Below are 25,120 nucleotides of genomic sequence, written 5' to 3' on the forward strand. Positions count from 1 at the left end.
AAGGATCATGTAATGAACCAGTTAACGAATCTCTCTTCTGTTGAAATTTCAGCGCAACATGAACAAGATGCAAAAGATTTAACTCGCATCTTACCCGCTTCAAAAAAAGTTTATATTGAAGGCTCTCGCCCTGACATTCAGGTTCCAATGCGGGAAATTTCTCTCACCGATACCCCTACTGGTCTTGGTGGCGAACATAATCCCCCTATTATGGTCTATGACACTTCAGGTGTTTATACCGACCCAAATGTTCAAATTGATTTAGACAAAGGTTTACCTTCAATTCGCCAAAACTGGATTGAAGAACGTAACGATACTGACGTACTTTCTGGTTTAACTTCAACGTTTGGTCAAGAACGTTTAAAAGATATCCGTACCGCAGACATTCGATTTGCCCACATTCAAAACCCGCGCCGTGCCAAAGCTGGCAAAAATGTCTCTCAAATGCACTATGCCAAGCAAGGTATTATCACACCTGAAATGGAATATATTGCAATTCGTGAAAATCAGCGCCAGCGTGAAGGTGTGGATACGCGCCAGCATCCTGGACAAAATTTCGGTGCAAAAAACTTAAAAGAAATCACACCTGAATTCGTTCGCCAAGAGGTTGCTGAAGGTCGCGCCATTATTCCTGCGAATATTAACCATCCAGAACTTGAACCAATGATTATTGGTCGTAACTTCTTGGTTAAAATTAATGCCAACATTGGTAACTCAGCGCTTGGTTCTTCAATTGACGAAGAAGTTGCGAAAATGACATGGGCAACCCGTTGGGGCGCTGACACTATTATGGATTTGTCGACGGGTAAAAATATTCATGAAACACGTGAATGGATTATTCGTAACTCACCTGTTCCAATCGGTACCGTACCAATTTATCAAGCACTTGAAAAAGTTGATGGCGTTGCAGAAGACCTGACTTGGGAAATCTTTAAAGACACGCTCATCGAACAAGCTGAACAAGGCGTTGACTACTTCACGATTCACGCAGGTGTATTGCTTCGCTATGTGCCACTCACCGCAAACCGTTTGACCGGTATTGTGTCTCGTGGTGGTTCAATCATGGCGCAGTGGTGTTTAGCACATCATGAAGAAAACTTCCTATACACTCATTTCGATGAAATCTGTGAAATCATGAAAGCCTACGATGTTTCGTTTAGCTTAGGCGATGGCTTACGTCCGGGTTGTATTCAAGATGCGAATGACGAAGCACAGTTCAGTGAACTTAAAACACTCGGTGAACTCACTCATCGTGCATGGGAACATGATGTTCAAGTCATGATTGAAGGCCCTGGTCACGTGCCAATGCACATGATTAAAGAAAACATGGACTTGCAGCTAGAAGTTTGTAAAGAGGCCCCATTCTATACACTTGGGCCTTTAACAACGGATATCGCTCCGGGTTACGACCACATTACCTCTGCAATTGGCGCTGCCATGATTGGTTGGTACGGCACAGCAATGCTTTGTTATGTCACACCGAAAGAGCATCTTGGCCTACCAAACAAAAAAGATGTTAAAGACGGGATTATTACCTACAAGCTTGCAGCCCATGCTGCTGATCTTGCTAAAGGACATCCAGGTGCGCAAGTTCGCGATAATGCCTTGTCAAAAGCACGTTTTGAATTCCGTTGGGACGATCAGTTCAACTTAAGTCTAGATCCTGACACGGCTCGTAGCATGCATGATGAAACCTTACCGAAAGAGGCTCACAAATCTGCACACTTTTGCTCAATGTGCGGACCAAAGTTCTGCTCGATGAAAATCACCCAGAATGTTCGTGACTATGCCAACAACCTCACTAATAGTAATTCAGAGGTTGAAGAAGGCCTCAAAGCCATGAAAGAGGTTTATCAAGAACAAGGTCAAAAACTGTATCATAAAGTGTAAATATTCAAAAAAAACACTTGCCTAGCCATGATTCTCGGTTAGGATGAAATAAATAGATTTCGTCCTGATCGAATCATGAGTATTGTTGAACGTCCAAGTTATACATCTAAAGATGTCGAAGTAACATCGCGCGAATCTCTATTCCGTGGTTTTATTCAAGTTGAAAAAGTCAGCCTTCGACATCGTCTATTTAATCAGCCTGAATATACTCATGTATTGCAGCGTGAACTTATTCATCGCCCTGAAGCAGCTGGCGTTCTACTCTACAACGATCAAAGACAACAATTTGCACTGATTGAACAATTTCGGGTTGGCGCAATTAATGACGCCTATTCACCATGGCAATTGGAAATCATTGCAGGTGTATTAGATGGAAATGAGACTCCTGAAAGCTGTATTCGCCGTGAAACGCTTGAAGAGTCTGGATGTACCATTAATCATGTACAACATCTATTCAGCTTTTATCCGTCTGCAGGGGCATGCTCAGAAATATTTCATTTATATGTTGCCGAAACAGACTTACCATCAGAAGGCGGAGTTTTTGGCATGTCTGATGAAGGTGAAAATATTCTTTTACACCTGTTTGACTACAGCGAAATATCAACATTATTAAGTCAAGGACGTTTGAGAAATGCCCCTGTCATTATGGCGTTACAATGGCTATCTCAACACATCACAACGATAATAAAATCCGACGAGGTAGGACGGTGACTTTTCAAGTCTCAACACTTTCACAAAAAGACCATGTCATTATACAAATTACCGATACCCACTTATTGGAGTATCCACATTTAGAATTTGTGGGGATGAATCCTGAAGAAAGTTTTCATGCCATTATTCAACAGATCCTGAAAAAACATCCTGAAACTGATGCCATTATCCATACTGGAGATCTGGCTCAAGCACCAACGCCTATTACATACAAACGTTATATTCAATATATGCAAACGTTAGGGCTGCCATTTTTTCAGACACTGGGTAATCATGATAATGTTGACCATTTTCCATTGCATAAAGAAAACCATCAGGAACCTGTGGTCATTTGCTTAGGAAACTGGCGTGTTATTTTATTAAATAGTGCGGTAAAAGGTCAGATTGATGGACACCTGTCGCCAGAACAACTACAAAATTTAGCGACATTACTCGAAGAATTTTCGGATAACCCTATTTTGCTGGCTTGTCATCATCATCCTTTCGCAATGAAATCTAAATGGATTGATCATCACAAGTTACAAAATTCTAATGCGTTGCTTACAACATTAGCTCCATTTAAAAATGTAAAAGCTTTAGTCTGCGGGCATGTTCACCAAGACTCCCTAAACACTTGGCAAGGGATCGAATTTTTCTCGACCCCCTCAACAAGCGTTCAGTTCAAACCGTTTAGTAATGAGTTTGCCCTAGACCAAAATGCTCCCGGCTACCGTTACATTCGTCTAAAAAACGATGGTAGTTTTGAAACAGAAGTCTTCCGTCTTGAAAATTTTCAGGGCCTTATAAATACTGATATTTCAGGCTATTAGCTCTATTTTTTATATGCTTATATGCAATTATGACTAGGCTAAACATGTTTTGAAAATATTTACGGGTCGGAATGACTATCATCTTGCAGGAAAAATCTATATGATGACGACCCGATGGTAAAATCCATCGATGGTTTTCTATAAAAACACTTGCATATCACCATATTTTTTGCGTATAGATAATACGTGTATGATGAGGAATGCCCTATTATGGCGAATGACAACCACAACCAAGTTTTGGATGAACATACAGAAGTTGTAGTAGAAGGTGAAAAAGCTTCTGCTGTGAAACGTGCACGTAAAGTGAAACCTAAAACTTCTGACATAGGCACAACTGCAAGTTTATTTGGTATTGCACCTTATCAACCTAAGAAAAATGAAGAGTACATGTCTGAAGGACAGCTCGAGCATTTCCGACAAATTCTGCAAGCATGGAAAGCTGAATTGATGTCTGAAGTTGATCGTACGTTGAATACGATGCAAGACGAATCGACTGCATTGCCCGATGTGAATGACCGTGCCACCCAAGAAGAAGAGTTTGCAATTGAATTGCGTACACGTGACCGTGAACGTAAGTTAATTCGTAAAATCGAACAATCTATGGAAGCAATTAAAAATGAAGACTATGGTTTCTGTGAAACGTGTGGTATCGAAATCGGCTTACGTCGTTTAGAAGCACGTCCAACGGCAACTTTATGTATTGATTGTAAAACTTTGGCAGAAATCAAAGAGAAGCAAAATAACGGTTAATTGTGACTGTTGAGAATCCTCCAGTCGAGCACAGCTCGACTCTTGCGCAACAGCGAAACGATGTTTCGCTGATTCGCTACTCAGGCCGGTTTGCGCCATCGCCAACCGGCCCTTTGCATTTTGGATCACTCATTACTGCCGTTGCCAGTTATTGTGATGCAAAGGCCCATCATGGCACATGGCTCGTTCGTGTCGAAGACACAGATATCCCTCGTATTTATCCGGGCAGTGAAGATCATATTCTCACATCACTAGAAGCCTTCCAGTTTGAACCCGATGCAGAAATCATCTTTCAAAAAAACCGTTTAGACATTTATGAAAGTGTATTAGACCAACTTAAAAAAGAGGGTCTTATCTATGCTTGTCAATGTACGCGCAAAATGCTGGGCTCAAATGCAATCTATGCAGGGACTTGTCGCAATCTAAATCTTGATTTCCAAGACCAAGCCATTCGGGTAAAAGTTCAAGATCAACAAATCTGTTTTAATGACCGACTACAAGGACTTCATTGTTCTAATCTGCAACATGACCTTGGAGACTTTGTTCTTAAACGCCGTGACGGGATTATTAACTATCAACTTGCCGTAGTCGTTGATGATTATTTGCAAGGCATCACCCATGTCGTTCGAGGCGCAGACCTATTAGATAACACTGAACGTCAGATCTGGCTTGGTGAGCTCTTAGGTTACCCTAAACTGAGCTATATGCACCTTCCCCTCGCCATGAATGATCAAGGACAAAAGCTTTCTAAGCAAAACCTTGCTCAAGCACTCGATTTGTCAAAAGCTCCTCAATTGCTGCAACAAGCAATACAAGCACTAGGTCAACCTAACGTTGATTTAGACCAGCCTAAAGTTATGCTCAAACAGGCAGTAACGCAGTGGAATGTAGATTTAATTCCACATGTAGAGCAGCTGAACGGAACCTATCTATAAAAATAAAAAAACCCGATATCAAATCGGGTTTTCTAATGCCAAAATACTCAACTAGAAGTTTGATTCTTCCCTTTCAGGGTTTACTTCTTGTGTTGAAGCATCAATCTTTAAGATCAAGCTAATCATCGCAGCACACATCATTAAAGATGTACCACCATAACTAATAAATGGCAGAGTCAAGCCTTTAGTCGGCATCAAACCCATATTCATGCCCGCATTTACTAAAATCTGGAGCAAGAAAATAATACTAATGCCGTAAGCCAAATAACCTGCGCGAAGGTAATGATGTTTCAATGCACGATGACCAATTTTGATACAACATGCTAGCATCGAGAAAGATAATATAATGACAATAGAAATACCTACAAAACCAAACTCTTCACCTAAAACAGCCAACATAAAGTCAGTATGTGCTTCTGGCAAATAAGAAAGTTTTTGTACGCTGTGCCCTAAACCTGTACCAAACCATTCACCACGACCAAAGGCCATTAAAGCATTTGATAACTGGTAACCTACACCTAATGGATCTGCCCATGGGTCAGTAAACGAAATCAAACGTTGGAAACGGTAGGGTTCAAACAAAATCAAAAACACAATACCGGTTACAATCGCGCCAAGCATGATTAAGAACTGTGTTGGCGGCGCACCAGCTAAAAAGAATACTCCGACCATCATCAATACAATTACGATCGTAGCACCCAAGTCAGGCTCAGCAATAATTAAACCAACCGTAATTGCCATGACCCCACTTAAACGTAATAAGCCTTTCCAGTGGGTACGAACCTCTTTGGCACGGCGAACAACGTAGTCTGCGGTAAAGATCGCCATCATGACTTTGGCAACCTCTGTTGGCTGTAAAGTAAAACCACCAATCTTAATCCAGCGTGTAGAACCGTTGACTTCTGAACCCACCACCAAAGCAGCAAGCAACAGAACCATGGTCAACAACCACAACGGGAAAGTATTTTTAAACCACGTATTGAGTGATATCCGATAGGTCAAATAAGCCACCACAGCCGCAGCGACAATCGAAATACCATGACGAATCACATAGTGAAACGGGTTTTCATGCATATATTCAGCATAGGGCATCGAAGCGGATGCGACCATCACTGAACCGATACACAACAATGCAACGACACAGAAAATCAGGACATTACGTGGCGTCACTTCCGCTGGCCATTTAGGCAATATCCGTTCATACCAATGATTGATTTTCTGGATTGTGGTCTGAGCTAAGCCTGCCATACAACATTCCTAATCATATTTTCTTTAAACCAACGAATTGACACAGGCAACAAACTGCTGACCACGGTCGTTATAACTTTTAAACATATCAAAACTTGCACAGGCTGGTGATAACAACACCACATCTTCAGCTTGTGTTTCACGTTGACACAGCTCTACAGCTTCTTTGAGCGTTGCTGCATGCAAAATTTTGGTTGCACCCTGAATTGCTTGTTCAATAACTGAAGCATCCTCACCAATCAATACCACAACTTTGGCATATTTTTCGATAGAAGAACGTAATGGAGCAAAATCTTGACCTTTGCCCTGCCCACCTAAAATCAAGGCAACCTTACCCTTTTTAACCTCAATCGCAGCGCCTAAACCATCAATTGCTGCAAGTGTAGCGCCAACGTTAGTTCCTTTAGAGTCATTGTAATAACGTACATCATCTACGGTTTTGACAAACTCGCAGCGGTGCTCTAATCCTTTAAACAATTTTAACGTTTCAAGCATAGATTCCATCGGTAAGCCAATTGCTTCACCTAATGCCAAACAAGCTAAAGCATTGGCTACGTTGTGCATGCCTTGAATATATAAATCCGAGCTTTTAATTAAACGCTGTAGGCCTCGCGCAAGCCAAAGCGTACCATCGCCATCTCTTAAAACGCCATATTGATTTAAGTCCGGAGCATTTAGACCAAAGCTTTGCATTGGTGTTGTATCTGGAACAAGAGGACGACTTAAAGCATCATCACGGTTAAATACAACTTTTTTAACGCCTTGGAAAATACGGTGTTTTGCTTGGTGATAACCCCACATATCGCCGTGACGATCTAAATGGTCTTCACTCATGTTAAGAACCACAGCAACCTCAGCATTTAAATGAGACGTGGTTTCTAATTGAAAACTTGATAACTCAAGTACAAGCAACTCTGGTTGGTCTTTTAGTAAGTCTAGAGCTGGACGTCCAAGGTTTCCACCAACGGCAACTTTCTTACCTGCATCTTTAGCCATTAAGCCAATTAAAGTCGTTACTGTACTTTTCGCATTAGAACCCGTAATCGCTACAATAGGTACTTCGGTAGCGCGGCGTAATAATTGAATGTCGCCTACGACTGAAATCCCTTGAGCAATAGCTGCCTGAATTTCTGGTAATTGCGGTGCAAGGCCTGGGCTTAAAATAATTTCTTCTGCTTGTAATAATAATTCTTGGTCAAGTTGACCGAAACTGGTTTTAACGCCAGCTGGAATCTGGTCATAGCCTGGGGGTGTGGGACGAGAATCCGTTACTGCAACTTGGTAGCCTTGTTCATGCAGGAAATTAACAGCAGAAACGCCTGATATTCCCAAGCCTGCGACAACTTTTAATCCACCACGTTGTATTAACATTTTTGCCCCACAATTTATCAATCGACAGAATGGCAAAAATGTTAGCACTTTGCTGTTTTGAATGCTTTTTCAGTTTGAACTTTATTCATCTTTTTTTGTGTCAGTGCGTAAAAAAGCCATCAATATGATGGCTTTTTAGACGAAACAAGAAATACTAAATTTACTGCCATTTAATCGGCTTAATTTCTTGAACTGTATTCGTAGGTTTATCTTCACTTGAACAACCACAACCACCAGCACAACCAAAGGTCATTTTTGGCTTAAGCCATTTTGCTAAGGTTGTCCAACCCTGCTTTTCACAAAATGCAGATAGTGTAGAAAAGACTGAATTTGCTGTTTTTGGAAATACTTTCTTAAAAACAACAACAGCACTCCAACTCACTAAAACCGCAATAATCAGATATTGAATCATGTACAACCTCCTTTCTTGCCTTAACCCCAATAGTGGGAAGCAATTTGATAGGTAACAAACGATGCCAAATAAGCCAAGCCGAACAGATATGCAGTCATGACAGCAACATGTTTCCATGAACCTGTTTCACGTCGTACCGTTGCCAATGTGGCCAAACAATGTGGTGCATAAATGAACCACACTAAAAGCGACAATCCTGTTGCCAAGGACCAACCCGAGCCATCTGCACTAATCAGATGTGACAAACCTTGAGCTACAGCATCGTCACTCGTTGCAGACAAGGCATAAACCGTACCTAATGCTGCGACTACAACTTCACGCGCTGCCATTGCTGGAATTAAAGCGATACAGATTTGCCAGTTAAAACCGATTGGAGCAAATACAGGTTGAATAAGATGCCCGAGCATACCGGCAAAACTATAATCTATCGCAGGTAATGTCGCCCCTTCAGGTGGCTGCGGAAAAGTACACAAAAACCAGAGCAGGATAGAAAGCGCAAAAATGATTCCACCAACACGTTTCAAGAAGATCTTTGCGCGATCTAGCAAACCGATTCCCACACTTTTTAAATCGGGGAAACGATAACTCGGTAGCTCTAGCAGTAAAGCATGCTGTGACTTATCTTTTTGCAAAAACTTCATTAAAAATGAAACGCAAAGAGCACTCACAATACCCGCCATATATAGACCGAATAGCACTAAACCTTGTAAGTTGAAAATACCCCAGATCATTTTCTCTGGAATAAATGCTGCAATAAGCAAAGCATATACGGGCAAACGTGCCGAACAGGTCATTAAAGGGGCAACCATAATGGTCGTAAAACGATCACGAGGGTCACTAATACTACGCGTTGCCATAATTCCCGGTACTGCACAGGCAAAGCTTGAAAGTAAAGGAATAAAAGCTCGCCCACTTAAGCCAGCTTGAAACATTAATTTATCAAGCAAGAATGCTGCACGCGGTAAATAACCTGATTCTTCTAATACTAAAATGAAGAAGAACAAGATTAAAATTTGTGGCAAGAACACAACTACGCCACCTGCCCCCGCGATAATTCCGTCAACAACCAAACTATGCAGTAGTGGCTGTGTAATCACAGTTCCTACTACTTCACCCAACCAGCCGAAGAAGCCTTCAATGCCATCCATGAACGGAGCTGCCCAAGCAAAAACTGCTTGGAACACAATAAACATCATGAGAGCAAGGCTAAGTAGGCCTAAAACTGGATGTAAGAAAATTCGATCTAGAAAATCAGTACGCTTATCTCCCTGATCGACATATTGAACAACATCTTTAAAAATCATATCGATTTTTTGATGATGCGTCCCAGTCAAACCACTCAGTTCTGTTTGTGGCACACTGTATTTTTCTTGATCAAGGGCATGTAATAAATTTTCAATACCCGCATTACGAACAGCAACTGTTTCAACGACTGCTACGCCCAAACGTTGAGATAACTTTTGAGTATTAATTTGGATGCCACGACGACGCGCTTCATCCATCATATTCAGTACGAGTAAAATCGGACGACCAAGCTCGATCATTTCAAGCACTAGTCCTAAATGCAATTTTAAGTTAGTCGCATCGACCACACATAAAAAAGCATCTTGCTGACCTTCTTCGGCAATCCTACCCAAGCAAACATCACGGGTAATGACTTCATCAGGACTAGTTGCATTTAGACTATATGTACCCGGTAAATCGAGTACACGCACTGCACGCCCTGAAGGTAACTGAAAATGGCCTACTTTACGCTCGACCGTTACACCCGCATAGTTTGCGACTTTTTGTCGAGTTCCAGTTAAATGGTTAAAAAGAGAGGTTTTACCACAGTTCGGATTTCCCACAAGGGCAATACGTAACGCATCACTCATGCGGGTACTCCTTCTTCTACTTGAATTTCGATTTTGTCCGCTTCTGCTTTACGCAAAGCGAAACGAGTAAAGCCAATTTGGATCAAGATCGGATCACCACCAAAAATACCCTTGGTAATCACTTCCACTCGTGTGCCTGGCACAAAGCCCAGACTTTCCAAACGAATTGCGACCAAATCCTGCTGCTCGGACTCTACTGATATCCGATTCACTTTGCTGATGGTCGCCGCTTGCTTCACTTTTAAAGCTGATAAACGCACCGCATCCGATCCTAAACCTTTTTTAATAGTATACATATAAATGAGAATAATTACCAAATAAGGTTAAATTTCACTTCCTATTTAGTTTAATCGACAAACCTTAAAGTTTCTTTTACAGTACAGAGGTTTAGAGGATGTAGTGTATGTTAAATAAAAAACCGCGTATTCCAAGCCCAGTTCAAATTCCAGAACATTTAAGCTTTTTACAAGGTTTTCGCGACTATCTCGTTGCCCAGACAGTGAGTCCACATACACGTAATGCTTATTTATCTGACCTCATTCAATGCAGTGAACTCCATAAAAAAAATGCGCTTCCACAATGGTCAAGTGATGATATTGCCGATGTTCTTATTGAACTGACCAAAGCAGGAAAAAGTCCCCGCTCGATTGCACGGTGTTTATCTGCCCTACGTCAGTTTTACAAATTTTTACGTGAACAGAAGTTACGGAGTGACAATCCGGTTGCGACCCACCACTCTCCTAAAATCGGTCGGGCATTACCCAAAGATCTATCTGAAGAAGATGTCGAATCACTAATTCAAGCACCAGATATCAATACTGCACTTGGCTTACGTGATCGAGCAATGTTTGAAGTACTTTATGCATGTGGCTTACGTGTTTCAGAACTACTTAACTTGCGTATGGAACTCATTAATTTAAAACAAGGCTATTTAAGGGTTACAGGTAAAGGCAATAAAGAACGCTTGGTCCCGCTAGGACAATTCGCCTGTGAGTGGGTAGAACGTTATTTAAATATTGCACGGCCTCAACTCTATAAAAGCTCGACTGACTATCTCTTTTTAACCCAACATGGCGGGATCATGAGTCGACAAAACTTTTGGTATGCCATTAAACGCTATGCGCTTCAAGCCAATATTCAAGCTGAACTCTCACCTCATACCTTACGTCATGCTTTTGCAACACATTTGCTCAATCATGGTGCTGACTTACGCGTCGTGCAAATGTTACTGGGTCATAGCGATTTATCTACAACACAAATCTATACGCATGTTGCACAAGTCAGAATGCAACAATTACATGAAAAACATCACCCTAGAGGATGATAAAGCTTTCAGGCCCCACTCAAGTATTTCATATCAATCGCTTGATTTCGTTCACAAAGGTTAAGAAATTTTTAACAATACACGTTAGATTTTTTGGTATGCTTAGCAGCTTCTGACTATAAATACTGATGAAATAAGGGTTATCTATGTCTTTTACCCGTTCTCAAATTTTTCTTGCCTGTACTTTGGCATCTAGCCTTTTGTTCAGTGCTTGTTCTAAAGAAAACAAACCACAAAAAGAAGATGCGCTCACAGCGACTGCACCTGCTACAGGGGAAGCTTCAACCATTATCGAGCGTAATGCCAAGCAGCGTTTGATCGAAACTTTGCAAAAACAATTTAAGAATGCAAATATCAACGCCAAAATTTTAGATATCAAACCAACTGAAGTGCCTAATTTATATTGGGTAAATCTCGAAGGGATGACATCGGTTTATACGACCAGTGATGGAAAATACTTAATTCAAGGTGATGTAATCCGATTAGGAGGCAAAGAGCTTCATAATATTGGTGACTCACTTCAAGCATCAGAAAATAAAAAGCATCTTGCTGCTTTAAAAAATGAAGATCTTATTGTCTACCCTGCAAAAGGTAAGGCTAAGCACGTGATCTATGTGTTTACCGATGCAAGTTGTCCTTATTGCCATAAGCTACATGAGCACATACCCGAAATTAATGAAAAGGGTATTGAGGTACGTTATATTGCTTGGCCACGCGGTGAACAATTTATGCCGACCATGGAAGCTGTATGGTGTAGCGCAGATCGTAAAGCTGCATTTAATCAAGCAGTACAGGGCATTAACATCCCTCCTGCTCAATGTAAGAACCCTGTTCGAGAGCAATATCAACTTGGCTTAAACATGGGTGTAAATGGTACACCTGCTATTTACAATGCTGATGGCGAGTACTTGGGTGGATACCTAACACCAGATGAATTAATTAAACGTCTGGATAAATAATCTACTTAAAGTTGATGAATGATTAATCATCATTCTCTTACAAAAAGCGCTGCTCTCATTGCAGCGCTTTGTTTTTTCAATAAATAATGCTTTACCTATCGGTGTTTAAAGACTGATCTACTCTTCTTTTCCAAACATCGCACTCTAATTCATTGAACAGGCACTAAAAGCGCTAGAGTCTGGCGTTTTTTTTAGCTATGATCTAGCTTCAACTAAATGATTAAATGATGATATGGAGTGTGACGTGAAACCAGTTCGCCTGGCAATACTCGGTCTAGGAACCGTAGGTGGAGGAGCCCTTAAACTACTACAAGAAAATGCCGCTGAAATTAAACGTCGCACCGGTCGAGAAATTCAAATTACCCACGTTGGAACACGTCGCCCTCGTCCAGATCTTGAACTGGAAGGGATTAAACAAAGCGCAGATTTACTTGATATCGTTCGTCAACCAGATGTTGATATGGTTGTTGAAGTGATGGGCGGGATACACCCTGCTTACGAAGTTATCATGGAAGCGATCAAACACGGCAAACAAGTCGTGACCGCAAACAAAGCTTTACTTGCTGAACATGGCAATGAATTATTTAAAGCAGCTGAAGATAATGCTGTACAAATTGCCTATGAAGCAGCAGTTGCTGGCGGTATTCCAATTATTAAAGTCATCCGCGAAGGCCTTGCTGCAAACCATATTCAATGGTTGGCAGGCATCATTAATGGTACAGGCAACTTTATTCTGACCGAAATGCGTGAGAAAGGCCGTGCATTTGATGATGTATTAAAAGAAGCTCAAGAACTTGGTTATGCAGAAGCAGATCCAACTTTTGATGTTGAAGGTATTGATGCTGCGCACAAGCTTACAATTTTAGCGTCTTGTGCTTTTGGTATTCCTCTTCAGTTCGATAAAGTCTATACCGAAGGTATTAGCAAAATTACCGCACAAGATGTGAAATATGCCGAAGATCTCGGTTTCCGCATTAAACACCTAGGAATTGCACGTCGTGCTGAAAAGGGTATTGAACTACGCGTTCACCCAACACTCATTCCAGATGAGCAGCTTATTGCGAATGTAAATGGCGTTAAAAATGCTGTTTTAGTTCAAGCGCATGCTGTAGGTCCTACACTCTATTACGGCGCTGGTGCTGGTGCTGGTCCAACTGCTTCTGCTGTTGTTGCCGATGTAATTGATATTGTCCGTGACATCTCTTATACCGAAGATGGTGCAGGGACGATTCCTCAACTTGCTTTTGAAGCATTAACAAATGTGCCAATTTTAAGCCGTGAAGAAATGACCACAGGTTATTACATCCGCATAAATGCAGAAGATCAAACTGGTGTACTTGCAGATGTCACGACCATCTTAAGCCGTGCTGGAATTAGTATTGATGCCATTATGCAACAATCTCGTTTAAAAGACCTCATTCCAATCGTGATTCTGACCGATCCAATCGTTGAATCTAAGATGGATGAGGCACTTGCACAAATTCAAGCCTTACCCGCAATTCGTGGCGAAATCGTAAGAATTCGTTTAGAATCGCTCGATAGTTAATCAGGTTGAGGGAAAGACTCCCTCTCCCGCTTCATCTTTAATTGGAACACCATCATGTCTAATGCCAATCGTTATACTGGTCTTGTAGATCGTTATCATGACCGTTTGCCAGTTTCGGCAACTACTCGTGCTATCTCTTTGGGTGAAGGCAACACCCCACTCATTAAACTAGAGAATATTCCACGTATTATTGGCAAAGATGTTGAAATTTATGTGAAATATGAGGGTTTAAACCCAACTGGTTCATTTAAAGACCGTGGTATGACCATGGCTGTAACCAAAGCGGTTGAAGAAGGCTCTAAAGCGATTATCTGTGCATCTACTGGTAACACTTCTGCTGCTGCTGCTGCTTATGCTGCACGTGCAGGTATCAAAGCATTTGTTTTGATTCCAGAAGGCAAAATTGCAATGGGTAAAATGGCTCAAGCGATGATGTATGGTGCGATCACTATGCAAATCCGTGGGAACTTCGATGATGGTATGCGTCTTGTAAAAGAAGTCGCTGATCAAGCGCCTGTAACGATTGTAAACTCAATCAACCCTTACCGTTTGCAAGGTCAAAAGACTATTGCTTACGAGATTGTTGAAGCTTTAGGTCGTGCACCTGATTATCACTGCTTACCTGTAGGTAACGCGGGTAACATCACAGCTCACTGGATGGGCTATACTGAAGCAGTAGCGAATCAACCTGCTGATCAGTTTGAACAAGTTATTTATGACGCAGCAACAGATCAGTTTACTGGTCCAAAACCTGAAGGTTTACCAACAATGGTAGGTTATCAGGCTTCTGGCGCAGCTCCATTCTTACGTGGTGCTCCAGTTGAAAACCCAGAAACAGTTGCAACTGCAATCCGTATTGGTAATCCACAAAGCTGGAACCATGCAAAAGCGGTAGTACGCGACTCAAAAGGCTGGTTTGATGAACTTCAAGACAGCGAAATTTTAGAAGCTCAGCGTTTACTTTCTATGTATGAAGGTGTGTTTGTTGAGCCTGCATCTGCTGCCTCTATTGGTGGTGCAATCCGTGATATTAAAGCGGGTAAAATTGCTGAAGGTTCTGTGATTGTTTGTACCGTAACAGGTAATGGCTTGAAAGATCCAGACACAGCAATCAAGCAATGTGCCGATGCAGTCATGTTGTCAATTGATGCCACAATGAGCCAAGTCAAAGATTCGATTTTATCTAATATGTAAATTCTAAGTTTTAATAAAAAACGGCTGTTCAACACAGCCGTTTTTTATGTCTTTTTTAATAGCTATAAAAAAACGCTTCTTGATCGAAGCGTTTTTAAAATATTTAAATTAAATATGTTTTGGTAAATTACTCAACCAACTCAATAGGTTAGTTGCATCATTATTACGTGCTTGCGAACTTGGCTCACCAAGCAATACAATCACAGCTGGACGTGAGTTTACAGTCGTATGCATGACAACACAGCGACCTGCTTCATTGATATAACCTGTTTTAGACAAGTTAATATTCCAACCACCATTACGCACTAATGCATTGGTATTGTTAGATTTCAACACACGATAACCCAAGTTAAAATCATAAGTTGGTGTTGTTGAAAATTGACGAATTAAGCCATATTGAGATGCTGTACTCGCCAAAATTCCTAAGTCACGCGCAGAAGATACATTTTGTGGATGTAAGCCCGTAGATTCAACATAATGGGTAGCTGTCATACCCAAAGCACGTGCTTTAGAATTCATTGCAGCTACAAATGCAGGACGACCACCCGGATAAGTACGCGCTAAAGCCGCTGCTGCCGGATTTTCAGATTTCATTAAAGCAAACAGCAACACTTCTGCGCGGTTCATTTTGTCGCCAACACGCAGTGTTGAGCTGGAATTTTTCCCGCCAGCCCCCGCAAAATCAATTTGCTCAAGCATAATTTCTTCTGACATGTTTAAACGAGCATCTGCTGTTACCACTGCTGTCATAAGTTTAGTAATAGATGCAATTGGAACAGAAGCATTCGTATTTTTACTATAAAGAACCTCACCAGTTTGCGCATCCATCACCAATGCGGCACGAGCACTTACACTCGGCTGGGCATTGTAACCAGAGGTATCGCGGATTTGAGCAAATTTTGGTGCAGATGCCACAACCTTAGGTGCATTACCACCACGTAAAGTTGTAGTTACAGATGTTGACCCTTGTATAGTTGGCTCATCATCTTCATCATTCAAAAGTTGACTAGCGTCAGCTGAAGACCAATTTAAACTTGCACTCCCACCACTCCCTGAGGACGGGTTATTGACGAGTTCTGCAAAGCTTGTTGAACTCAAACTAAGCAAAATAGACATGCTTAGCACATGCATTAAAGACTTTTTAGAATTTTTCACGGCACAATACTCGACTCAGGGTGATACACATTTGCGCTAACTATAATTATGCCTTACATTTGAGGTATAAGGTATAACGCTTTTACCGACACAATTGTGCACAACTATTCGCTCACTATATAAGAATAGGATTGCTAATTTTGTCATCCCATTGCAAGCTAATTTTGCTTTATGTAACAAAAAACTTGTTTTTTGAAAGAAAGGAGGTCTTCTTGATTACAGTTTTAGTTGTCGATGACCATGAACTGGTACGTACAGGCATTTGCCGTATGTTAGAAGATCATGCCGATGTTGAAGTAATTGGACAGGCCGAGTCTGGTGAGGAAGCTATTGCTATAGTTCGTCAGAAACATCCTCAAGTTGTGCTACTTGATGTCAATATGCCAGGCATCGGCGGTGTAGAGACAACACGTCGTTTATTACAAAGTGCACCAGATACAAAAGTTATTGCTGTAAGTGGTTTATCAGAAGAACCATACCCTTCTCTTTTGCTTAAAGCAGGAGCTAAAGGCTACATCACTAAAGGTGCTCCAATTACAGAAATGGTTCGGGCAATCAATAAAGTCATGCAAGGTGGCAAATACTTCAGTGCCGATATTGCTGAGCAGTTGGCGAGTTCCTATCTATCGGATACACAACAATCACCTTTTGACGCTCTATCCGAACGAGAAATGCAAGTTGCAATGATGGTTGTAAATTGTATTAGCGCTCAAGAAATTGCGGACAAACTTTTTGTAAGTGTTAAAACGGTGAATACTTATCGCTACCGTATTTTTGAAAAACTCTCCATTGATAGTGACGTTAAACTGACTCATCTTGCGATCCGTTATGGTCTGATCAAACCCTAATCAGACTTATATGCAATTTCCCTTAAACTCATCGTTGTCCCATACGATTTTTCGTTTGGGCACGTGGTATGGTTTATATCGTCTTATTATTGCGGTTAGCCTCAATATTATTTTGGTTTTAACCGATGCTCAAATCGACAATAGTCTACAGCAACCCGCTTTATATTCTTACACACTGCTTGGCTATTCCATATTAAGCCTTCTTCAGCTTTTGTGTTTTAAGTTTGTTGCAACTCAGGCAACAAAGCAGCTTATTTTATTTTTTGTAGTTGATGTTATCTGCCTAAGTTTACTTACATTTTCTGTAGGTGAGCCAAATCTACAACTCAGCTTGCTGTATGTTATTGCTATATTCACCTCGGCAATTTTACTCAGCGCAAGAATGTCTTTACTCATTACATTACTTGCGGTCATTGCCGTTATTTACCAACGTTTTGTCGGTAGTTTATTTGACTACAATAATCTAAATACGATTGGTAATAGTGCTTTATTAGCCTTCTTATTTTTTGTGGTGCATGGCATCGGACAAATTGCAGTTCAGCGCTTTAAATTACTTGAGGCGCTAACTTTCCACCAATCCATCGAACTATATCAACTACAAAATATTAACCGCTATATTTTGGAACAAATTGAAGAAGGTTATCTGGTTCTAGATGAAAACTATGACATTGTTCTAAGTAATCCGGCTGCCTGCTCTCTGTTAGGCATTCCGCCACAATTTGCCAGTGAAAAATATCCTTTAGCTAAATGGCACCCCGATTTATTTGAAATTCTTAAGTTTGGTAACTTACAAGAAGGTGACCGATTTATTTTTGAATCAAAGCTTTCTGCCTACTCTATTAATATTAAAGTGCAGCATCTTGTGGTGCCACAACAGGCATTGACGCTACTCATTTTACAAGATGCACAACACATTAATCAGCAAGCTCAACAACTCAAACTTGCCGCTTTAGGACAACTTTCAGCCAGTATTGCACATGAAATCCGCAACCCTCTGGCAGCAATTGTTCAGGCAAATGAATTACTTAAAGATAGTGATTTTGAGCAGCAAAATACTTTACGCCGTATGATTGGTAAGCAAACAAAACGTATTGATAGTATTGTTCAAGACACATTAGGACTTGCCAGTAGCGAAAGAACTCACCCAATCCAGATTGAATTAAACGACTTCATAAAGACATTATTAGACGAAGATCTATCGGATGTTAAACATTCTATACAGCTTAAAATCTCTGATTCATCCTTAAAATTATTATTTGACGAGAAACAACTAAGACAAGTGCTGATTAACCTTGTCAGAAATGCTTTACGACATAATGCACCTGATTCACCCCATGTTTTGATCAACATTCATTCACAAACAAATAAAATCTATATTGATGTGATCGATTACGGTGAAGGTGTTTCAAAACGTGATATATCTCAATTATTTAAACCATTTTTTAGTACCGAAATTAATGGAACTGGTTTAGGATTATATTTGTCTCATAGTTTTTGTGAGGCAAACCATGCAAAGCTCACGTATGTAGAGCAAAAACAAGGGGCATGCTTCCGAATGGCATGCCCAATAATATATTGATTTTTTTATTAGGTTTTTGGGGAAATGGCAGAACAGCAACCACTAGTTTTGCTTGTAGACGATGAAGAAGATTTGTGCCTTTTAATGCAAATGACTCTTGCGCGAATGGGGATTAAAACACATCTTGCTTATCGGGTTGAACAGGCCAAACAACTCTTTACTCAGTTTCATTACGATGCATGCTTAACCGATTTAAACCTACCCGACGGTAGCGGTTTAGAATTAGTTAAACATGTTTCTCAAACTTATTCTCACACACCAATTGCAGTTTTAACTGCATACGGCAATATGGATATTGCAATTGCAGCGTTAAAGGCGGGAGCTTTTGACTTTGTAAGTAAACCTATTAACCAAATTCATTTAGATCAGTTATTAAAAAAAGCGCTAAATCAGCCAAAACCAGAGCATGAGTTCGGTGAAACAACGTTGGAAAATGACCTATTAATCGGACGTTCTCCACCGATACAAAACTTGCGTATTGCTATAAAAAAAATAGCTCGTTCCCAAGCTCCTGTGTTTGTTACAGGGGAATCCGGTACAGGTAAAGAAGTTGTTGCTAATCTTATTCACCGTTTGAGTAACCGCAGCGAAGGTCCATTTATTGCGATTAACTGTGGAGCAATTCCAGCTGAGCTCATGGAAAGTGAACTTTTTGGGCATAAAAAAGGTAGTTTTACTGGAGCGACCCAAGACAAACAAGGCCTTATTTTATCCGCTCATGGCGGCAGTTTATTTTTAGATGAAATTGCCGAATTGCCTTTAAATATGCAGGTTAAATTACTTCGCGCAGTACAAGAGAAAAAAATTCGCCCTGTAGGTTCAGATCAGGAAATCGATGTTGATTTTCGGGTGATCAGCGCCAGCCACCAAGATTTAGAGTTATTAGTCCGACAAGGCAAATTCCGTCAGGACTTATTTTTCCGTATCCATGTTATGGATATCATGTTGCCACCACTGCGTGAGCGCGGTGGCGATATTTTGTTATTAGCCCATCACTTTATTCAAAAGGTTTGTCTGGAATGGGAAGTTCCAAGTAAACAATTAACCACGACTGCTGAAACTTATCTATTGCAGCAAGATTTTCCGGGTAATGTCCGTGAATTAAGAAATATGATCGAACGCGCTATTACCTTAAGTGATGATGAATGTATTGATTTATCACACTTGAATACGACTCTTCTCAGAAGCAGTAGCGTTAACTCGCAAATCACCACTAAACCAGTGAATGACACATCAACTGCGATTGCTCAGGCTCGACCAAAATTACCAATGGAAGGCTTAGAACGCTACTTAGAAAATATTGAAAAAGATATTCTGCTAAATGCATTGGACATGACACATTGGAACCGGACCTTAGCAGCTAAAAAGCTAGGAATGACCTTTCGCTCTTTACGCTATCGACTGAAAAAGTTTGGCTTAGATACTGAATTAGGAGAGGAAGTATAAAAAACTACTTTTTCTTTAGAAATAAGTCTGCAACGCGGTCTAAATATACGTCTTCTTTCATTTCTGGGGGCAAAGGATAGCTCTGGTTAGGCTGAATACCTTGCCCTTCAATCATATTGCCATTTGGCGTGTAGTAATGTGAGACTGTCATTTGTAGTGCCGCGCCACTTGGCAAAGGAAACAGTTTCTGCACGACTCCTTTTCCATAACTTTTCTCGCCCATGACCCATGCACGCTGGTGCTCTTTCATGGCCGCAGTAAAAACTTCAGCTGCCGATGCAGAACGATGATTAATTAATATACCTAACTTTATATTCTGAAATTCGTTGCCGGGCAGAGCCTGAAATTGCTGATTACCTTCTGAACGGCTTTTAGTTGAAACGATAATCCCACTATTTAGAAATAAATCTGCCGACTCGACTGCTGCCGATAACAATCCACCCGGATTGTTTCGTAGATCGATTAAAACGGCTTTTAAACGTGGTGAACTATTTTCTTCAATTAATCGTTTAATTTCATTTGCCGTGTCTTGCTGGAATACTCTAATTTTTAGCACTAAAACCTGATTATGTAGCATTACAGGTTCGATATCGGTTTCTATTTTTTTATTACGGACTAAGTTAATATTTCCATTTAACTCTTCTGCTTGCACTTGAAGCGTACTTCCGATAGAACCATAAAGCAGTCCGAACACCTGATCTTGGTTTAAATTTTTTAAGTCTTGATTATCAATCTTGAGAATCGCTTGACCATTTCTCAAACCTAATTTGTATGAGTCTGAACCTGTTTTAAGATCACGAATCATCCATTTATGGACATGCAATTCAGGGCTTAAAGCAAAATCAACAGAGGCGAGGTCACCTTCAGTATATTGAATCAATTGACGATATTCTTCTGCCGACAAATAGCGTGAGTAACGATCAAGCCCACTTACCAGCCCTTTAATGGCTTGCTGAAACAAGGCATCGTCAGACTTCACGTCAACGTAATTATCTCGAACGATTCCATAGATTTGAACAAACTGCTGAATCGACTCAATCGGTACCTCTGCATAACTATGTTCCGGTTCTTCCGCATCGGAATGCAAAGGTAACAATTTCTCTTTTACAACTGGCGCTGCAAAAGCAAATTGGCTGCAACACAGCAACATACTTACAATAAGTTTTTTATATTTAATGTGTTGCAGCATCCAATCACCTTTGGTTTATGCAGATAATGTAATCAGGTTACGTCCTTGCATTTCAGCAGGAACAGGAATCTGCATTAAATTGAGAATCGTCGGTGCTACATCGGCAAGCACGCCACCTTCTGCAATTGTTGCTTGTGTTGGGCCAACATAAATAAACGGTACAAGTTCCGTTGTATGTTGCGTGTGAACTTGACCACTTTCGTAGTCTTGCATTTGTTCAACGTTACCATGGTCAGCAGTAATCAACATATGGCCTTTCTTTGCCATTACTGCTTCATAGACACGCCCTAAACAAAGATCGACTGCTTCAACTGCTTTAACTGCAGCATCAAAAATACCTGTATGACCTACCATATCACCATTGGCATAGTTCACAACCAATAAATCATATTCACCAGAATTAATGGCTTTAACCAATTCATCAGTGACTTCATAAGCACTCATTTCAGGCTTAAGGTCATACGTTGCAACGTTTGGAGATGGAATCAAAATACGCTTCTCGCCCGGATATTCATCTTCACGTCCACCACTAAAGAAGAATGTTACATGAGCATATTTTTCAGTTTCGGCAATACGTAACTGAGTCTTCCCTAAAGAAGATAAATATTCACCTAATGAATTTTTCAATGCTTCTGGCATATATGCAACTGGCGCATCAATGCTAGCCTGATAACGGGTTAGCATGACAAATTTAGAAAGGTTCGGTACAACTTTACGCTCAAAACCAGCAAAGTCTTTTTCTACAAATGCACGAGTAATTTCACGAGCTCGGTCAGCACGGAAATTCATAAATACAACGCTATCGCCGTCCTGTACTTTAGCAACATCACCAATACGAGTCGCTTTTACAAACTCATCGTTTTCATTGGCTGCATAAGCTAACTCTAAGCCTTCCACTGCTGTTTGCGCAGTACGAAGTGCCTCGCCTTCGGTCAACAAACGATAAGCTTGCTCAACACGATCCCAACGGTTGTCACGGTCCATTGCAAAGTAGCGGCCAATCATGGTCGCTATACGGCCTTGCCCTTGGTATTGAGCAAATAATGCATCTAATTTTTCTAAAGACGACTGAGCGCTACGTGGAGGCGTATCACGACCATCAAGGAAAGCATGTAAATAAACTTTTGCACCACGTTTTAATGCAAGCTCACACATCGCCACAATATGGTCTTCATGTGAATGGACGCCACCATCTGAGAGCAGTCCCATAATATGAACAGCACCACCAACGGCTTTGGCTTTTTCAACAGCGTCAATTAGCACTTCATGTTTAAAAAAGTCGCCAGTACGAATATCTTTAGTAATACGGGTAAAGTCTTGATACAACACACGACCAGCACCAAGGTTCATATGGCCAACTTCAGAGTTACCCATTTGTCCATCAGGCAAACCAACATCTTCACCAGAACCAGAAATTAGACTATTTGGGTGCTTTGCTGTCATTGCTGCCAAATTCGGTGTTTTTGCTGCAAGAAAGGCATTATCTTCAGTCGCTTCACGGTGTCCGACACCATCCATAATGACCAGAACGTGAGGGATCTTGCCAGCAGTTGCATCCGTCATAATCTATTTCTCTTTTGTCTACAATTTCGTCACAATATCTTACCGAATTTTCGGTCAAGACTCTATTTTTTCCTATGGCTTTCACCAATATCTACGATTGATGAAAGCCATAAATATCAATAATTACTAGCGAGCGCGGTAAAGCAAATAACTTCCGGCACCAAACATTAACAAGATAGGTACGAGTACAAACCATGCTGGAGATGGGGAATAAACCAAGCTGGCATAGCCCAAGAAATCCTGCAAATAATAGAAACTCAAACCAATAAACAATGCGATCACCAAACGGAAACCCATCGATTGCTGGCGTAATGGCCCAAAAATAAATGAACACGCCACGAGAACCAGAGCAATCAATGAAAATGGTGAAGCAACCTTTTGCCAGAAAGCCAATTGATAAGTCTTTGGAACCTGACTATATTCATCCATATAGCGCATAAAACTAATCAACTGGCTTGGTGATAAATCTTCAGGATCTAAAGTCACCATGTGCACATATTTCGGCTGTAATGCTAAAGAAAGCGATTGTTCGTCATGGTCATTTTTGATGGCATTTCCTGCCGCCAGAATATCCATTTGTTCTGCTTTCTTCAAAGCCCATTGACCATCTTTTACGAACTGTCCTTGCTGAGCATTAATTAATGATTGCAAGTAATAGTTCTGGTCAAAATCGACCACTTGAATATCTTTTAAATTGCCTTGAGAGTTCGCATAGTCGATATAGATAAATCGCTGCCCCTCACGTGACCAATAACCTTTCACTTCGCCTAAAGCAGCGATAGAGCGGTGACTTTTAACACTTTCTGCTTTTTCATTGGTATATGGAATAACCCATTCACTTAAAGCAAAAGACAAAATAATAAGCAGTAAAGCTGAGCGCATCACCCAACCGACAATACGCCATAAGCTAATACCGGCAGAGCGCATAACAATAAGTTCACTGCTTGTCGCGAGTGATCCTAAACCAATTACAGCACCAATCAAGGCAGAAATAGGCAAAATTTCATATAGATAACGAGGCGCCCCCCACAACACATAGATGAGAGCTTGCCATGCGTTATAGTCTGGTTTGAGCTCACCCAACTCGCCAAGGTATGTAAATAAGATCTGTAAAATCGACAAAACAACTGTGGTGCCAAACATTGCAAGCGCAGTGGTTTTCGTCACATATTTGGCGACTATTCGACGTGCTAACATTATAATTTCACTCGCTTGATCTGTTTCTTGATTTTTGGTGCCAACTTCTGTTTACGTGAAAATAAGGCAGCTGCAACGCCATAAACAACCAACACGGCAGGATAAGCCCAAATATCGAGTTCTTCTTTACTAATACGAGTCTTGATTGCAATCATTAATACGATCAGACTGGAAAAAATAAAAACCGCCGGAATAAGACGATAATAACGACCTTGTCTTGGGCTCACCTCAGACAATGCCACAGAAAGCATTAAAGCAATAAGAATGGTGAATGGTCCAAACAAACGCCATCCCAACTCACTTCTTATCACTGGATCATTCGTTTTTGAAAAAAGTTTAGTCGTTGATAATGCTTCTACGTCTCCACTTTCAAACTTAACATCTTTGTCATTTTCTAAACGTAGACGATAAGACTGAAACTCTGCTTGTGTATATTTTGGTTGTCCCGGAAATATTTCATAACGGCGGCCTTGCACCAGATCAACCACATTGGCTGTATCATTTGCGACTTCTACACGAGTCGCTTCTTTTGCCAAAATCATGACATCTGGCTTATCTTCTTTGGTAGCGCGTTGATAAAAGAAAATGTCTTTTAGATTTTTTCGATCTTCAGATAGCGAACCTGCATAAATCGTATAGGGTCCAGAAGAAATAAATTCTCTTGGGCGAACCAAATCAAAACCTGTCCGAACCGCTTGAGTGGTGGTTAATTTTTCAAACTCACGTAATCCCCACGGCGTCATCCAGAGCATAAGCACAGACTGACAAACCATATAAACAAGTGTCATTGGAATAAGTAGTCGCGCCAATTGATGACGACTCACACCACTACCATTCAGGACTGCCATTTCATGGTCAACATATAAGCGACCAAACACCAACATTAAACCAATAAAAAAACCCAGTGGTAAAATGAGTGTTAGAAATTCAGGTAAACGATACCCAATGATGCTAAACAAGATACTGGCATCTAAACGCCCCTGCGCCGCCACACCAAAGTATTTGATCAGACGACCACCCATCATGATTAAGGTCAATAAGGAAATGACCACTAATGAGGTAGAGACAACTTGCTTGACGAGATAACGCCGAATAATCAAAGTAATACTTCCAAAAGGCT

General features: G+C 40.8%; 22 protein-coding genes. 12 read left to right on the forward strand and 10 right to left on the reverse strand.

Going from position 1 to position 25,120, the window contains the following annotated elements:
- Positions 1 to 12: 12 nt before the first annotated feature.
- From thiC to gluQRS, 5 genes are all read left to right on the forward strand, one after another.
- On the forward strand, positions 13 to 1,890 hold the full coding sequence (gene thiC, locus AC2117_RS17485; protein ID WP_133975753.1) for a phosphomethylpyrimidine synthase ThiC: 1,878 nt from the start codon (positions 13 to 15) through the stop codon (positions 1,888 to 1,890).
- Positions 1,891 to 1,965: 75 nt separating this feature from the next.
- Complete coding sequence (locus AC2117_RS17490) at positions 1,966 to 2,601, forward strand: NUDIX domain-containing protein (protein WP_133975755.1); 636 nt, start codon at positions 1,966 to 1,968, stop codon at positions 2,599 to 2,601.
- Entirely contained in the window at positions 2,598 to 3,410 is an 813-nt protein-coding gene (cpdA, locus tag AC2117_RS17495) for a 3',5'-cyclic-AMP phosphodiesterase (protein ID WP_042894358.1), read from the forward strand. The genes AC2117_RS17490 and cpdA overlap by 4 nt, the downstream gene beginning before the upstream one ends.
- Before the next feature lie 210 nt (positions 3,411 to 3,620).
- On the forward strand, positions 3,621 to 4,160 hold the full coding sequence (dksA, locus tag AC2117_RS17500) for an RNA polymerase-binding protein DksA (RefSeq protein WP_042894354.1): 540 nt from the start codon (positions 3,621 to 3,623) through the stop codon (positions 4,158 to 4,160).
- 2 nt (positions 4,161 to 4,162) lie between these two features.
- Entirely contained in the window at positions 4,163 to 5,095 is a 933-nt protein-coding gene (gluQRS, locus tag AC2117_RS17505; RefSeq protein WP_133975757.1) for a tRNA glutamyl-Q(34) synthetase GluQRS, read from the forward strand.
- Between the two features lie 51 nt (positions 5,096 to 5,146).
- Here gluQRS and ftsW read toward each other — a convergent pair whose 3' ends face one another.
- From ftsW to AC2117_RS17530, 5 genes are all read right to left on the reverse strand, one after another.
- A complete protein-coding gene (gene ftsW / locus AC2117_RS17510; RefSeq protein ID WP_133975759.1) occupies positions 5,147 to 6,343 on the reverse strand; it encodes a putative lipid II flippase FtsW in 1,197 nt (398 codons plus the stop codon).
- 24 nt (positions 6,344 to 6,367) lie between these two features.
- A complete protein-coding gene (gene murD / locus AC2117_RS17515; RefSeq protein ID WP_133975761.1) occupies positions 6,368 to 7,714 on the reverse strand; it encodes a UDP-N-acetylmuramoyl-L-alanine--D-glutamate ligase in 1,347 nt (448 codons plus the stop codon).
- Positions 7,715 to 7,874: 160 nt separating this feature from the next.
- The gene (locus AC2117_RS17520; protein WP_133975763.1) at positions 7,875 to 8,126 is read right to left on the reverse strand and encodes a DUF6587 family protein; all 252 of its coding nucleotides are present in this window, start codon (positions 8,124 to 8,126) and stop codon (positions 7,875 to 7,877) included.
- Between the two features lie 20 nt (positions 8,127 to 8,146).
- Positions 8,147 to 10,000 carry a ferrous iron transporter B gene (gene feoB / locus AC2117_RS17525; RefSeq protein ID WP_133975765.1) on the reverse strand — a complete coding sequence of 618 codons (1,854 nt, stop codon included), beginning with the start codon at positions 9,998 to 10,000 and terminating at the stop codon, positions 8,147 to 8,149.
- Positions 9,997 to 10,260, reverse strand: a complete 264-nt coding sequence (locus AC2117_RS17530) for a FeoA family protein (RefSeq protein ID WP_016801736.1) — start codon at positions 10,258 to 10,260, stop codon at positions 9,997 to 9,999. Before AC2117_RS17530 ends, feoB begins: the two co-directional genes overlap by 4 nt.
- A 143-nt stretch (positions 10,261 to 10,403) precedes the next feature.
- On the opposite strand from AC2117_RS17530, the gene xerD reads away from it, so the two are divergent.
- The 4 genes from xerD (at position 10,404) to thrC (ending at position 15,023) form a co-directional block, all read left to right on the forward strand.
- The gene (gene xerD, locus AC2117_RS17535) at positions 10,404 to 11,324 is read left to right on the forward strand and encodes a site-specific tyrosine recombinase XerD (RefSeq protein WP_133975767.1); all 921 of its coding nucleotides are present in this window, start codon (positions 10,404 to 10,406) and stop codon (positions 11,322 to 11,324) included.
- A 146-nt stretch (positions 11,325 to 11,470) separates the two neighbouring features.
- A complete protein-coding gene (locus tag AC2117_RS17540) occupies positions 11,471 to 12,283 on the forward strand; it encodes a DsbC family protein (protein WP_133975769.1) in 813 nt (270 codons plus the stop codon).
- 244 nt (positions 12,284 to 12,527) lie between these two features.
- Complete coding sequence (locus tag AC2117_RS17545) at positions 12,528 to 13,829, forward strand: homoserine dehydrogenase (protein WP_133975770.1); 1,302 nt, start codon at positions 12,528 to 12,530, stop codon at positions 13,827 to 13,829.
- A gap of 54 nt (positions 13,830 to 13,883) precedes the next feature.
- Positions 13,884 to 15,023 carry a threonine synthase gene (gene thrC, locus AC2117_RS17550; protein ID WP_133975772.1) on the forward strand — a complete coding sequence of 380 codons (1,140 nt, stop codon included), beginning with the start codon at positions 13,884 to 13,886 and terminating at the stop codon, positions 15,021 to 15,023.
- Positions 15,024 to 15,131: 108 nt separating this feature from the next.
- Here thrC and pbpG read toward each other — a convergent pair whose 3' ends face one another.
- The gene (gene pbpG / locus AC2117_RS17555) at positions 15,132 to 16,178 is read right to left on the reverse strand and encodes a D-alanyl-D-alanine endopeptidase PBP7/8 (protein ID WP_133975774.1); all 1,047 of its coding nucleotides are present in this window, start codon (positions 16,176 to 16,178) and stop codon (positions 15,132 to 15,134) included.
- A 212-nt stretch (positions 16,179 to 16,390) separates the two neighbouring features.
- Here pbpG and AC2117_RS17560 point away from each other — a divergent pair, with 212 nt between their 5' ends.
- Genes AC2117_RS17560 through AC2117_RS17570 form a run of 3 tightly spaced genes read left to right on the forward strand, consistent with a single transcriptional unit; the run spans position 16,391 to position 20,051 of the window.
- Positions 16,391 to 17,026, forward strand: a complete 636-nt coding sequence (locus AC2117_RS17560; RefSeq protein WP_042894320.1) for a response regulator — start codon at positions 16,391 to 16,393, stop codon at positions 17,024 to 17,026.
- Positions 17,027 to 17,036: 10 nt separating this feature from the next.
- Complete coding sequence (locus tag AC2117_RS17565) at positions 17,037 to 18,605, forward strand: sensor histidine kinase (RefSeq protein ID WP_227549213.1); 1,569 nt, start codon at positions 17,037 to 17,039, stop codon at positions 18,603 to 18,605.
- Between the two features lie 24 nt (positions 18,606 to 18,629).
- Entirely contained in the window at positions 18,630 to 20,051 is a 1,422-nt protein-coding gene (locus tag AC2117_RS17570) for a sigma-54-dependent transcriptional regulator (protein ID WP_133975776.1), read from the forward strand.
- A 4-nt stretch (positions 20,052 to 20,055) separates the two neighbouring features.
- Here the strand turns inward: AC2117_RS17570 and AC2117_RS17575 are convergent, their stop codons facing one another.
- The 4 genes from AC2117_RS17575 to lptF form a co-directional block, all read right to left on the reverse strand.
- Positions 20,056 to 21,240, reverse strand: a complete 1,185-nt coding sequence (locus AC2117_RS17575; protein ID WP_133975778.1) for a S41 family peptidase — start codon at positions 21,238 to 21,240, stop codon at positions 20,056 to 20,058.
- Positions 21,241 to 21,255: 15 nt separating this feature from the next.
- Positions 21,256 to 22,803, reverse strand: coding sequence for a 2,3-bisphosphoglycerate-independent phosphoglycerate mutase (gene gpmI, locus AC2117_RS17580; RefSeq protein ID WP_133975779.1), 1,548 nt, complete (start codon positions 22,801 to 22,803; stop codon positions 21,256 to 21,258).
- Positions 22,804 to 22,929: 126 nt separating this feature from the next.
- A complete protein-coding gene (lptG, locus tag AC2117_RS17585; protein ID WP_133975781.1) occupies positions 22,930 to 24,000 on the reverse strand; it encodes an LPS export ABC transporter permease LptG in 1,071 nt (356 codons plus the stop codon).
- Positions 24,000 to 25,100 (reverse strand): LPS export ABC transporter permease LptF, encoded by a 1,101-nt coding sequence (gene lptF, locus AC2117_RS17590; protein ID WP_042894309.1) that lies wholly within the window; start codon positions 25,098 to 25,100, stop codon positions 24,000 to 24,002. Before lptF ends, lptG begins: the two co-directional genes overlap by 1 nt.
- Positions 25,101 to 25,120: the final 20 nt, after the last annotated feature.

Source organism: Acinetobacter calcoaceticus, assembly GCF_900520355.1.
Taxonomy (GTDB): Bacteria; Pseudomonadota; Gammaproteobacteria; order Pseudomonadales; family Moraxellaceae; genus Acinetobacter; species Acinetobacter calcoaceticus_C.